We start from the raw sequence: 12,166 nt of genomic DNA, 5'->3' as shown, positions 1-12,166 counted from the left end.
AAAACCTTGAATGGCATGAGCCAATCAAGGGGATTACAATAAAATTAGATTTCCTCCGGGACTTTCAATCCCTCAATGAATGATTGAAAACTCGATGCAACTTTATAAATGTTTTCATCCTGGCTTGATGGATCCGAATACCAACCTTGATCCCAGAAGTAAACTCCCTTTTCTTCTTCATTATTTATCAGCAAAATTTTACCTGCACATGTATCATTACCTATTATAATGCAATTCTTATGTAAGTCTTCTCTGTTTTCTTCATGCCATTTCTGTAAATCCAGTTCTTTATCTAGAAGCTCTAATCCATAAAGTGCATGTAAGCATACAAGTGTGTCTAATCCATCCACATAAAACTTACAGTTTTGAACCGTAGTTGTGCCGCCATTATGCTTAAGGAGAAATTGTTTATAATCTTCAGGAATTTCAAAACCCACAAATTCCTGAAAATTATTCACTGCTTCTTCTCTAGCTTTCCCATATCCAGTAATACTCACCATTGTATCGACTCCATTTCATTTTATTGTAGTAAAATCAATTGAATTAATTGCTGTTTAGAAATACCTTTTCTTAATGGAGATCCTTTAAATATAAATTATTCATTATTACTTTAGAAAATAATACTTTTTTTAAATATATTAACATAATTTTACTATCCATTTCAGTATTTTCTGATATATTTTTTGACAATTTCGTTGCTTTTCACTAAGAAAATAGCTTTTTTTAATCGAAGTTTTGTCGAAAAATCGATAATCGTATACTTTAACAGATAATTCAGAAGTTTTCGATGATATATCTCCATTTTCGAAGATATATTCCCGATTTCGCAGATAAAATATTATTCTATAAAAAAGGCGCCAACTTCATCTTCAAGATTGGGCGCCTTTTCTCTATTTATCAAACAATTTTATAGTCTTCATACGTAATTAATAACCTGCTCATAGAAACTGTTTCAGCACGAAGCTTATTCTTGTCACGACAATAAGCAATGATGGAACTATTAGGAACTTTAGCTGTACAATTCCATTTACTATATTTTTCATTATACCTAGAGGATATTTCGATAATCTCACCACGTACCTTTAACATCCTGCGTTCTACCAAGGGCATCAACTCCAATTCCGATAATAGTATGTACCCTAAATCAGATAAAATATTCTCGAATCCCATTCCGTCAAAGATTATGGACATTATAGCAAAACAAAAAGGTGTCTGCTATATATAGATTTATTATAGGAAATGACAAGGTAGAATGCCTCTAATCCCCTCTTTATTTAAGGTATTATAACCAGAATAATCTTAATACTCTTTTGGAATATTAAGATAAATCAAAAAAACCACCAAATAACTCTTAATTATTACGATAAAATTATATTCGTATCACAAAAGAAATATTTGAAATTAAGAGATTAGAGTCGTATGATTAGTAGTATCGGCGGAAAAAACATAAATCAAAATAATTAAGTTTAAAGGGGAATTAGATATGGTAGATGTAATCTCAAAACCTGAACATGAAACACTTAATATTTCTGCAAACCAAGAGCAATTGGATATCTTAGATCAGCTTTTAAAGCCTGAGGTTCAGGAATCATTGAACACTTTAGTCGAGCAGTTACCAAAACTGACTGAGTTAGTGAATATTTTAACAAAGTCTTATGAATTCGCTCAATCGGTTGCGACTGATGATGTGTTGAAAAATGATACGGTCAGCGCCATTTCGGAGATCGCGACACCTGTGGTCCATTCAGTGAAAGGGCTTGCGGCAAATGCCATCGAAGCTAAGGATCGTGCAGAAGCGAATAATGATGTGATCGGTCTTTTTGGTCTGTTAAAAATGTTGAAAGATCCGCAAGCACAAAAGCTTTTCCGTTTCGCCCAAGCTTTTCTTGAAGTCTCTTCAGAACGTAAAAACCAAAAATAATTTGATAACTTTCAATCAGTAAGGACGGGGGATTAACTATGTCAAAACAAATCGTCATCTTAGGTGCAGGTTACGCAGGATTACTATCTGCCTTATCCGTACGTGAATATTACAAAAAGGATGAAGTGCAGGTTACAGTGGTGAACCAATTTCCAACGCACCAAATCATCACCGAATTGCACCGTCTTGCAGGCGGATCCATTTCTGAACAAGCCGTTTCCATTCCTTTGGAAAAGCTTTTCAAAGGAAAAGATATCGACCTTGTCATTTCCAAAGTGGAGTCATTCTCGGTCGATAATAAAGAAGTGAAACTTGCCAATGGTTCCACATTATCTTATGATGCCCTGGTTGTTGCTTTGGGAAGCCAAACAGGATTCTTCGGCATTCCGGGACTTGAGGAAAACAGCATGGTCTTGAAATCCGTTAATGATGCTAACAAGATTTACAAACATATCGAAGATCGCATCCGCGAATATTCTCAAACGAATAATGAAGCGGACGCAACCATCGTGATTGGCGGCGGCGGATTGACGGGCGTTGAGTTAATCGGTGAAATCGTGGATCATTTCCCTAAAATCGCCAAAAAGTTCGGAGTGGACTTCAAGGACTTGAAAATCAAGCTTGTGGAAGCTGGTCCAAAAATCCTTCCGGTCCTGCCTGATCACTTAATCGAACGTGCCATGACAAGCTTGGAAGCACGCGGCGTTGAATTCCTGACAGGTCTGCCTGTAACGGGTGTTAAAGGAAATCAAATCGAATTGAAAGACGGACAAACGATAACGGCCAATTCGCTTGTTTGGACAGGCGGAGTTGCGGCCCTTCCTATCGTAGGTGAATCAGGCCTTGAAGTGGATCGCGGCAAAGCAACCGTCAATGAGTATTTGCAATCCAAATCCCATAAAGACGTATTCGTTGTCGGCGACAGTGCCGTTGCTTTCCCTCCAGAAGGCGGCCGTCCATATGCTCCTACTGCACAAAATGCTTGGCAAATGGGTGAGCTTGTTGGATACAACCTATATGCAGCATTTGAAGGCAAGAAACTTGAAGAATTCTCACCTGTAAACTCAGGTACACTTGCGAGCCTTGGCCGTAAGGATGCAGTGGCAACCGTTGGGGCCAATAACACGTCCCTTAAAGGCCTTCCGGCTACATTGATGAAAGAAGCAAGTAATGTTCGTTACCTATCACACATCAAAGCCCTATTCAGCCTGGCTTATTAATTTTAACAATAAAAGAGGACCATTCATCAAAAGATGAATGGTCCTCTTTTGAAATCAAATCTTTACTTGGTTGATGCTGAATCTAAGGGAAAATCCCTCAGGTAATTTTGCCTTTGTCAATATCCTGGTTTCTTTCAAGCGTTTATCATTATAAGAGGAGACCTCCATCAATTCTTCATCCATATAAGCAGGATGGGTCATTATCTCCACACTCGCCCCATCCATTACTCTCCCTTTCAAGTTTTGAAAGTAATCTTCAACCACCATTTCTCCATAAAAATCATCCAGGAATACATCTGTAACGGTTTGAATCCCTGCAAGGTGGCTTCCGGCATTACGGACTGGCAATCCATATTTATCTGACAGCTTTTTAATAACCGGTAGAAATGCTTTGATCCCGTGTACATGATGGTGGCTGTCGAAATGAGTCGGGAATAGGCCAAATTCCAAAAATCTTTCGATTTGCGCTGACCACTCCCTCTCCAATTCGCTCAAGGAAATGCCGGCAGGATCCCCATATACCGTACCTTGCTTCTTAAAGAAACCAGATTCGTCAACCAAACTCGGAACATCACTCAACAAAGGTTTACCCCATGTCAGGACTAAGTGAACACCTACCTTCAACGAGGGTGTTTTCTTGGCGATTTCAATCGCATGCTCCGTTGCTTTCGCATTCATCATGATTGTTGCCGAATTGACAATTCCATATTTGTGGCTATCCAAAATCCCATAATTCACCGCTTTAGTTAACCCGAAATCATCTGCATTTACAAGGACTTCAATCATGATAAATTATCCTGCAACTCCTTTTTTTCAAAAAACTGCGGCAAATAATCTTTATGTGCCTCCAGCATTTCGTCCAAGATAAGTTTTGCAACCCGGTCGCTTGGAACGAGTGGATTGATCGTCATGGCAAGCAACGCAGTATCATAGTCCCCCGAAATTGCAGCTTCGATGGCTACCCTTTCAAAGGATTTGATTTGCTGAATTAATCCGCGGACAGCGACAGGAAGCTCTCCTACATTGATTGGTTTAGGTCCATCCTTAGTTATCACGCAACTGGTTTCAATCGCCGATCCGTACGGGATGCCTTCAATTGCACCATGGTTGACCGTATTCACCGCTTGAATATCTCGCTTATCCGTATGCATCGAGCAAATCAACCGCACAGCCGCATCACTGTAGTACGCACCTCCGCGCTCTTCAAGCTGCGGCGGCTTGATAGCCAGATCTTGGTCTTTGTATAGCTCGAATAAACCCGCTTCAAGTCTTTGAACGACCTCTGCGCGTGTTTCCCCTTTTTCCGCATCCTTCAATTCTTGGGCCAGCACATCACCCGTTTTATAATAGTAATTGTGGTATGGACACGGAAACAGGTTCAACGCTCTAAGGAATTCCGGCTCCCAGCCCATTGCATGAATATTCTTCATCGTGACAGCTTTAGCTGGATCAGTAATCAACTGGATGATTTGATCTTTGACACTCTCGCCATCAACGAATACATCCAAGCCGTAAACCATATGGTTCAACCCAGCAAAGTCGATACGGACCCTTGATGGTTCTACACCCATCAAATCCGCAACACCTCGTTCCATCCCAATCGGCACATTGCAGAGTCCGATGATTTTGGAAATATTACTGTGACGCAGAACTGCTTCCGTTACCATTCCTGCAGGATTCGTGAAGTTAATCAGCCATGCTTCCGGACATAATTCCTCCATCTCATGGGCAATATCCAGAATGACGGGAATCGTTCTAAAGGCCTTGAAAAGCCCGCCTGGTCCATTCGTCTCCTGTCCGATCACTCCGTGTTTCAATGGAATCTTTTCATCAAGAGCCCTGGCTGCGAGCTGGCCAACCCGCAGCTGGGTTGTTACATAATCAGCGCCTTTAAGCGCTTTCTTCCTATCCAGCGTGAGATGGACTTCAATATTCACACCAGCCTTTTCAATCATCCTTCTTGCCAAATTCCCGACAATTTCAAGCTTTTCCTTTCCGGCTTCGATGTCCACGAGCCAAATTTCACTCACAGGAAGTTCTTCATGATATTTGATGAAACCTTCGATCAGTTCAGGCGTATAGCTCGAACCTCCGCCAATCGTGACGATCTTCAACCCCTTGCTCATTCAGCAGTCCTCTCCTTCACAGCATCTGCATGTAAGAATTCTTCGCGTAGATCGATCATTTCAATTGCAAGATCCTTCATAGTCATCGCTGTCATTAAATGATCTTGTGCATGCACCAGGATAATGGGAAGATCAAAAGAGTCCCCGCCTGCCTCAGCATGGATTAATTGGGTTTGGTATTTATGGGCTTGCAGTAATTCCGTTTCCGCCTCGGCGATTTTCAAACGGGCAGAATCAAAATCCTTCTTCTTTGCCTCCTGCAACGCTTCCATTGCAAGGCTTCTCGCATTCCCGCTATATAAAATCAATTGAAAGGATAGCTGGTATAATTCTTCTTTTTCCATTTTTCATCACTACTTTCTTAAAGGCTTAGCGTTTCTGAATCTTTTGTAAGCTTTGTTTCATTTTTTGTGTCTATCTTCACTTGAGCATAAACGAATGGTAAATAAATCGCTGTTGAAATGACTAAGTTGATTGCAGCCAGGACCGCTCCAGACACATGCCCGCCTGTGGCCAGGAATCCACCCACAATCGGAGGGGTTACCCATGGAATCTTAGCAACGATCGGGAAAACCATTCCGCTGCTTACTGCGATATAAGATATCACCGTTGTAATTACCGGGCCGAGAACAAATGGGATGAACCACATTGGATTCAGAACGATAGGCAATCCGAAAAGAATGGGTTCGTTTATCTGGAACACTCCTGGCGCCCCTCCGAGTGCAATCATCTGTTTATACCGTTTCCGACCGGCAATGATCATTGCAATGATAAGGCCCAATGTTGCACCAGATCCGCCTAAATATACAAATGCATCCAGGAAAGAACCCGCCAATACGCCGTATTGGTCCATGTCTTTGACGCCTTTTGCATATAAATCGATATTTTTCACACCCGAACTTTCAAATAGCGGTGTCGTTATCCCGCCAAGGATATTAGGTCCATGCAAACCGATCATCCATAATAAATGAACAAGAAAAACTAGTAAAATAGCGAATGGCAATGAATCTACTGCACTTTGTAACGGAGATACAATCACTTTACTCAGCCAGTCATTCAGTACCTGCCCATCCGTAGCTTTACGGAATAGCAGTCCGAATACGCCAGCGATAAAGATCGTTGCCATACCCGGCACTAACTTTGCAAATGAACGGGCTACCGCTGGAGGTACTCCATCCGGAAGCTTGATGACTAAATATTTTACCCGGGAAAGTCTTACGAAGATTTCAGTTGCTATTAAGGCAACGACAATTCCTGTAAATAGGGCTGTAGCATTAAAATAGTTTACGCTTACAAAACCCCAGGCCCCGCCAGTAACATCCTTATCATCGATGGTTAAAGTGACATTTCCGATTTGAGGTAATAATAAAAAGAAACAGGCTGCGGAAACCAACATCGCTTCAAAACCATCGTCACCGTATGACCGTGCCAATTTATAAGAGATGCCGAATACAGCGAATACCGTCATGAATGCAAAGGTTCCAAACCAAATATCACCGCCAAGCGTATTCCATGCAGGACCGAAGATGGCCTCCATCATTCTCCCGTAAGGCTTGATGACTTGCCCAAGATTATTAAACAGGACGGCGAATGAACCGATCATTGTAATCGCTATCATTCCAATCAATGCGTCACGAATCGCAAGCAAATGCCGGTTATTTCCTACCTTTACCGCCCCAGGCATAATATACTTATCAATAAAAGTCATCATATCCTTATTCTCCTTTTATTAAAGTAGTGGCTTGTTTTAGCACTTCTTCACCATTACATAGTCCATAGAACATCGGATTGATGGTTGCGACTGGAATTCCCTTTTCTTTCCCCGCTTCCTGTAGCTTGGAAAGAAGATATCTAACCTGCGGCCCTAATAAAATAACATCGGCCTTATCTATTTCATTGTTAACTTCTGTAGAACCAACTGCCCATATATGACACTCTACCCCTTGGTTTTTAGCACTTTCCTCCATCTTGGTAACTAATAAACTAGTAGACATCCCTGCAGAACAACATAATAAGATATTCATTGAAATTACCCCCCTTTTTAATGATTGATTATTCAGTATTTTCAAGTGAGTTGAAACCGTTTTCTTTCTTATAAATAACCGATGTTACTTTTTTATCACTTCCCTTGAATGAAATGGGTATTATTGCCTCCATACATACATTGTAGTTACAAATCGAAAAAATATCAACACAAATTTAAATTTGTTACTACAAATTCGTGAATTAAAGTTGATTATTGTACTTATCCGAGATAATCTATATGTATATATTGGGAATGAGCATAGGAGGAATCACTGTGGAGACCATGAATAAAGAAGCGGCATTGCATTCCATAGTTAAGGAATCGATTATCGATCTCATAAAAAATGGCGAATATCAAACAAATACAAAATTACCGACTGAGGCTGAATTTTGTAAAATATACGGAGTAAGCAGGACAACAGTTCGCACGGCCTTACAGCAATTGAATGTCGAAGGCTATATTTACCGTGTCCAAGGCAAAGGTACTTTCGTTTCGGAGAATAAAGTGAAGCAATTTCTTACAAGCACGGTTGAAAAATTCTCTGAGCAAGTCACGATGCAAGGTAAAAACCCTTCAACAAAGGTCATTAGCTTAAAGGTGATTGAAGCAAACGCTACCCTTGCCAAGCTTTTCAAACAAAATATTGGAGACCCCGTAAATAAACTGGAACGGATACGTTACGTAAACGATATCCCCCTTCAATATGAAATTGCCTTTCTCCCTTGGTATAAAACACCCGGGCTTAATATCGAAGCCTGTGAAAAATCACTCTTTAAAGTACTTGAGACACAATTCAATTTAAAAGTAAAAAAAACGGTCGAACACTTGGAGTTTTCACTTGCCGACGATTCCATTTCTGACAAGTTGGACGTACCGAACGGTTCACCTTGTTTTTCATTGGAAACTTACACATATGAGAATGACGGATCGGTCATTGAATTCTCTAAAACTCTCTTTAGAGGCGATCGTGCTCACTTTGTCATCGAGCGGAACTATTGAAATAAGACGGATGCCTTATTAATTAAGGCATCATAGTCTGTAGACAAACTCGATTTTTTTAGTGTTTGTAAGATTGGAACGTTGAATTCCACACCAGGGCCCCCCTCCAATCAACTGGAACGTTTTTTTAATAAAAACTGCATGCAAACTTATTTTTCTTTTAGAGGCAATCATAACGATTGCCTCTTTTTGTCGTGTTCCTGATACATTTTTACATAATTACAAATACATTCATTTTATGAGTAAAATTGACAAATACACCATAATCACCTAATCTAGAAGACTAGGAGATTCCATTCTATTTACATTGGCATTCAACTTTGTACCTATTTTTTGAAAATATTAATAAAAGTTATTAGGAAATCTCTTACTATTAATTAATTAATTAGGCAGGTGGATTTTATGTGCGGTTTTGTTGGATGTATTCACGAATATCCGAAAGCCATAAATTCAAATATGAAAGAAACGATTCAGAAGATGAACACGATCATTACCCATAGGGGGCGGATGATGAAGGATATTTCTTTGATGAATTTGTGAATTTTGGATTTAGGAGATTAAGCATAATCGATATAGATAATGGAAACCAACCCCTTCCATATGAAAATGAAAGATATTGGATCATTTTCAATGGCGAAATCTATAATTATATTGAACTAAGAAAAGAACTTACTGATGAAGGATATGAGTTTACGAAAGATTCTGATACGGAAGTAATATTGGCCCTCTTTAGTAGCCAAAAAGAGCAAACTGTCCAGAAATTGCGAGGCATGTTCTCTTTTGTCATTTGGGATAAAATCGAGCTAAAGCTTTTTGGTGCAAGGGACCACTTTGGAATCAAGCCTTTTTTCTATTGTGAGCAAGATGATGTTACTTATTTTGCATCAGAAAAAAAGAGTATTTTGACAGCCATGAATGACGAGCTGGATGTGAATTCATTACAACATTTTCTCAGTTTTCAATATGTTCCCGAACCATCGACCCTATCCAAGAATATTGAAAAGTTATTACCTGGACATTACTTCACTAAAGAACCAGGAAAGAAAATGGATATAAAAAGGTTCTGGAAACCTATTTTTCACCCTTCCAATATAGATGATTCAAAGGTCCTGAAAGAAATACAAGACACTCTGTTGGATTCCGTAAACGTCCATATGAGAAGTGATGTTCCAGTTGGATCTTTTTTATCGGGCGGGATTGATTCATCATTTATCTGCTCCATCGCAAAAGAGATTAACCCTAAGATCAAAACTTTTTCTGTTGGGTTCGAAAGAGATGGATATAGTGAAATAAACGTTGCACAGGAAACAGCAGCCGCACTGAATGTAGAAAATATAAGTTATATCATTAGTCCTGAAGAATTCTTGGCGGAACTGCCGAAGATCATCTGGCATATGGATGACCCTTTAGCGGACCCCGCTTCCGTTCCACTATATTTTGTCGCCCGGGAAGCTAAAAAACACGTCAAGGTCGCTTTGTCCGGTGAAGGGGCAGATGAGTTATTCGGCGGATATAATATATACCGGGAGCCCCATGCCCTGCGCATATTTTCCTATTTTCCAACACCATTGAACAAAGTGTTGAAGGCGATTTCCTCTGTTTTGCCAGAAGGTGTTAGAGGAAAGAGTTTTATAGAGCGTGGAGTGACACCTTTAGAAAACCGATATATCGGGAACGCAAACATATTCGGCGAGAAAGAGAAAAAACGACTACTTGTGAATTATCTCAACGGACTAGAAAATGAAAAAGTGACAAATCCCATCTATTCAAGTTCTTTAGGGTATGATCCTATAACCCAAATGCAAAACATTGATATTCAAACTTGGCTAAAAGGTGATATTTTATTGAAGGCAGATAAAATGTCCATGGCGAATTCTTTAGAGGTGAGAGTTCCCTTTTTGGATAAATGCGTTTTCAATACGGCTTCAAAACTTAATATGGATCAAAAAGTGAGAAATGGAACGACCAAATACATGCTCCGAAAAGCTGCCCGCGGGATAGTGCCGGAACATGTATGGAGCAGAAAAAAGCTGGGCTTTCCTGTTCCGATACGACATTGGCTGAAGGATGAGTTATACGATTGGGCAGTAAGGTTAATCCAGGAAAGCCCGACTGACTACCTTTTTAATAAAGCGCAAATTATAGAATTACTTGAAAACCATATAAATAATAAAGCGGACAACAGCCGGAAGCTCTGGACCATTTTGACGTTTATGACTTGGCATCAAATTTATATAGAAAAACGATATGAGCCCCAAAAGAATTTACAATCCGCTTTATATTAAACACATTTATTGGCATCACTCTTTGCACCCAAGCATCCATTAAAGATTGCTTGGGTGTTTTTATCACCGAAAAAACAATATCCATTCAATTCAATATAACAATTGGTATATGACGAATTTCTCAAAAGGATTAGATTCAGTCAAGCCAGGTAATATCACTTCGTTTTTCAGCTCGAAGGCCGTTTGATTTTCGAGGAAAAAAATATAATCCTGTGAAGCATAATATAATATCAGTTCGATTTGGCGAGGTTCTTTTTCAAAGGAAAGCAAAATGTTATTGATGATTTTAATGAAAATCCGTACCGAGAACGGATTAAAGAAATAAAAATGATTGTCCTGCTTATCAATATCATATTCTTCTGCCAAGCAACAGTGGAATTCTATATCGTTATTGTCGTTTTTCCTTTTTTTCATGTAGCCATTCAGATTCTCGATCGCTTCTTTATAGAAATTTTCATTCATTTCCACGCCAACCACAGATGATTGATAGAAGTGATGGATCAAAAAATTCAAGCGTCCTTTACCGCAGCCAAAATCCACAATGCGATCATTTCTTTTCAGTGGATATTCTTTAAATAAATGTTCTAATGCACTGTATGGCGTAGGTTCATATCGATGATAATGCAAAGAATCATTGAATTTTTTTTGTTCACCTTCCGTCCTGATGTTCAGCATTTCATCATAATTTTTTACTTCCATTGTTATATGCACCTGCTTCATGTTTTTTAATAAAGGGCGTCCTAACTAAAAACCCCGGAAAGCGTTGATCTTATCCAGGGTAATGTTTTGTTATATGAATGTCCAGACAATTAATTGGATTTTGCTCTCGTTACATAATCATTAAAATCAGAGATACTTGGGTTGGCTATATGATGACCGCCTTCCACTTGGATCGTCTGACCCTGTAATGAATTTGGACTCGTCAGATGCAAGGAATAGTACGGTATAACCGATATCATCCGCTTCACCATAATATGGCAATGCTTTGAATTCGCCAAAAATATCGAGTACGGCCTGAGGCATATTATTTTTCGCTGCAGGAGTAAAAATGAGACCTGGTGCCACTCCATTACAACGAATATGATCTTTACCCTACTGTGCAGCGATATAACGAGTCAAATTCACTACACCCGCTTGGACGCACCATATGCGGATCGTACGGAGTCACCTGTAATCCGGCCATTGAGAGGCCGTATTGATAATCGAACCTCCTCCAGCTTTAATCATGTGAGGAATCGCAAACCTGCTTCCCAATAGCACACTTTTTAAATTCACGTCCATAAATCGATCCCATTCTTCCAAATCTAATTTCACGACATCCAGATCTTTATGCAGGTTAGTTAAACCCACATTATTAACGAGTACCGTAACCGTTCCATATTGTTCAATGGTAAAGTCGACTGCTGCCTGTATGGAGTCTGCTTATCCAGCATCCAAAAATACTCCAGCTGCTTCCCCACCTTGTTTTTTAATGTTTTCGGCCGCTTCTTTTGCTCTTGCTTCATTAAAATCAGCAATCACGACTTTTGCGCTTTCTTTAGCCATTAGTGGGGATATGGATAACCCAATGCCTGAAGCTCCACCTGTCA

11 protein-coding genes and 2 pseudogenes are annotated in these 12,166 nt (G+C 39.7%); 4 read left to right on the top strand and 9 right to left on the bottom strand.

Annotation, left to right across the window (positions count from 1 at the left end):
• Window positions 1–44: 44 nt before the first annotated feature.
• Complete coding sequence (locus tag AC0VX1_RS08875) at window positions 45–500, bottom strand: SMI1/KNR4 family protein (protein ID WP_052137464.1); 456 nt, start codon at window positions 498–500, stop codon at window positions 45–47.
• Between the two features lie 397 nt (window positions 501–897).
• Complete coding sequence (locus tag AC0VX1_RS08870; protein WP_134402162.1) at window positions 898–1,191, bottom strand: hypothetical protein; 294 nt, start codon at window positions 1,189–1,191, stop codon at window positions 898–900.
• 292 nt (window positions 1,192–1,483) lie between these two features.
• On the opposite strand from AC0VX1_RS08870, the gene AC0VX1_RS08865 reads away from it, so the two are divergent.
• Both AC0VX1_RS08865 and AC0VX1_RS08860 read left to right on the top strand, forming a co-directional pair.
• A complete protein-coding gene (locus AC0VX1_RS08865) occupies window positions 1,484–1,921 on the top strand; it encodes a helical membrane plugin domain-containing protein (RefSeq protein ID WP_475470780.1) in 438 nt (145 codons plus the stop codon).
• Between the two features lie 38 nt (window positions 1,922–1,959).
• The gene (locus tag AC0VX1_RS08860) at window positions 1,960–3,141 is read left to right on the top strand and encodes an NAD(P)/FAD-dependent oxidoreductase (protein ID WP_475470778.1); all 1,182 of its coding nucleotides are present in this window, start codon (window positions 1,960–1,962) and stop codon (window positions 3,139–3,141) included.
• A gap of 54 nt (window positions 3,142–3,195) precedes the next feature.
• On the opposite strand, the gene chbG is transcribed toward AC0VX1_RS08860, so the two are convergent.
• Genes chbG through AC0VX1_RS08835 form a run of 5 tightly spaced genes read right to left on the bottom strand, consistent with a single transcriptional unit; the run spans window position 3,196 to window position 7,291 of the window.
• On the bottom strand, window positions 3,196–3,927 hold the full coding sequence (chbG, locus tag AC0VX1_RS08855; RefSeq protein WP_475470775.1) for a chitin disaccharide deacetylase: 732 nt from the start codon (window positions 3,925–3,927) through the stop codon (window positions 3,196–3,198).
• Entirely contained in the window at window positions 3,924–5,267 is a 1,344-nt protein-coding gene (locus tag AC0VX1_RS08850; protein ID WP_098865156.1) for a 6-phospho-beta-glucosidase, read from the bottom strand. The genes chbG and AC0VX1_RS08850 overlap by 4 nt, the downstream gene beginning before the upstream one ends.
• Window positions 5,264–5,611, bottom strand: a complete 348-nt coding sequence (locus AC0VX1_RS08845) for a PTS sugar transporter subunit IIA (RefSeq protein WP_475470773.1) — start codon at window positions 5,609–5,611, stop codon at window positions 5,264–5,266. Before AC0VX1_RS08845 ends, AC0VX1_RS08850 begins: the two co-directional genes overlap by 4 nt.
• A 17-nt stretch (window positions 5,612–5,628) precedes the next feature.
• Window positions 5,629–6,978: a PTS sugar transporter subunit IIC gene (locus tag AC0VX1_RS08840; protein WP_048684683.1), complete on the bottom strand. Its 1,350-nt coding sequence runs from the start codon at window positions 6,976–6,978 to the stop codon at window positions 5,629–5,631.
• Window positions 6,979–6,982: 4 nt separating this feature from the next.
• A complete protein-coding gene (locus AC0VX1_RS08835; protein ID WP_063576866.1) occupies window positions 6,983–7,291 on the bottom strand; it encodes a PTS sugar transporter subunit IIB in 309 nt (102 codons plus the stop codon).
• A 284-nt stretch (window positions 7,292–7,575) separates the two neighbouring features.
• On the opposite strand from AC0VX1_RS08835, the gene AC0VX1_RS08830 reads away from it, so the two are divergent.
• Both AC0VX1_RS08830 and asnB read left to right on the top strand, forming a co-directional pair.
• Window positions 7,576–8,292: a GntR family transcriptional regulator gene (locus AC0VX1_RS08830; protein WP_057278475.1), complete on the top strand. Its 717-nt coding sequence runs from the start codon at window positions 7,576–7,578 to the stop codon at window positions 8,290–8,292.
• 402 nt (window positions 8,293–8,694) lie between these two features.
• Window positions 8,695–10,577 (top strand): annotated as a pseudogene (asnB, locus tag AC0VX1_RS08825) (asparagine synthase (glutamine-hydrolyzing)).
• A gap of 90 nt (window positions 10,578–10,667) precedes the next feature.
• On the opposite strand, the gene AC0VX1_RS08820 reads toward asnB, so the two are convergent.
• Window positions 10,668–11,276 (bottom strand): methyltransferase domain-containing protein, encoded by a 609-nt coding sequence (locus AC0VX1_RS08820; protein WP_475470771.1) that lies wholly within the window; start codon window positions 11,274–11,276, stop codon window positions 10,668–10,670.
• A 147-nt stretch (window positions 11,277–11,423) separates the two neighbouring features.
• A pseudogene (locus AC0VX1_RS08815) lies at window positions 11,424–12,122 on the bottom strand (SDR family NAD(P)-dependent oxidoreductase).
• Window positions 12,123–12,166: the final 44 nt, after the last annotated feature.

The sequence above is a fragment of the Peribacillus sp. QJM3NY_7 genome (assembly GCF_056173225.1).
Note: the sequence above shows the minus strand (reverse complement) of the source record. Positions and strands in the feature narration are given on the sequence as shown.

Excerpts from the sequence above, each read along its gene's own strand:
- AC0VX1_RS08870 (WP_134402162.1), bottom strand. The coding sequence starts at position 1,191 with ATGTCCATAATCTTTGACGGAATGGGATTCGAGAATATTTTATCTGAT.
- chbG (WP_475470775.1), bottom strand. The coding sequence starts at position 3,927 with ATGATTGAAGTCCTTGTAAATGCAGATGATTTCGGGTTAACTAAAGCG.
- AC0VX1_RS08845 (WP_475470773.1), bottom strand. The coding sequence starts at position 5,611 with ATGGAAAAAGAAGAATTATACCAGCTATCCTTTCAATTGATTTTATAT.
- AC0VX1_RS08835 (WP_063576866.1), bottom strand. The coding sequence starts at position 7,291 with ATGAATATCTTATTATGTTGTTCTGCAGGGATGTCTACTAGTTTATTA.
- AC0VX1_RS08840 (WP_048684683.1), bottom strand. The coding sequence starts at position 6,978 with ATGATGACTTTTATTGATAAGTATATTATGCCTGGGGCGGTAAAGGTA.
- AC0VX1_RS08820 (WP_475470771.1), bottom strand. The coding sequence starts at position 11,276 with ATGGAAGTAAAAAATTATGATGAAATGCTGAACATCAGGACGGAAGGT.
- AC0VX1_RS08860 (WP_475470778.1), top strand. The coding sequence starts at position 1,960 with ATGTCAAAACAAATCGTCATCTTAGGTGCAGGTTACGCAGGATTACTA.
- AC0VX1_RS08875 (WP_052137464.1), bottom strand. The coding sequence starts at position 500 with ATGGTGAGTATTACTGGATATGGGAAAGCTAGAGAAGAAGCAGTGAAT.
- AC0VX1_RS08865 (WP_475470780.1), top strand. The coding sequence starts at position 1,484 with ATGGTAGATGTAATCTCAAAACCTGAACATGAAACACTTAATATTTCT.
- AC0VX1_RS08830 (WP_057278475.1), top strand. The coding sequence starts at position 7,576 with ATGAATAAAGAAGCGGCATTGCATTCCATAGTTAAGGAATCGATTATC.
- AC0VX1_RS08850 (WP_098865156.1), bottom strand. The coding sequence starts at position 5,267 with ATGAGCAAGGGGTTGAAGATCGTCACGATTGGCGGAGGTTCGAGCTAT.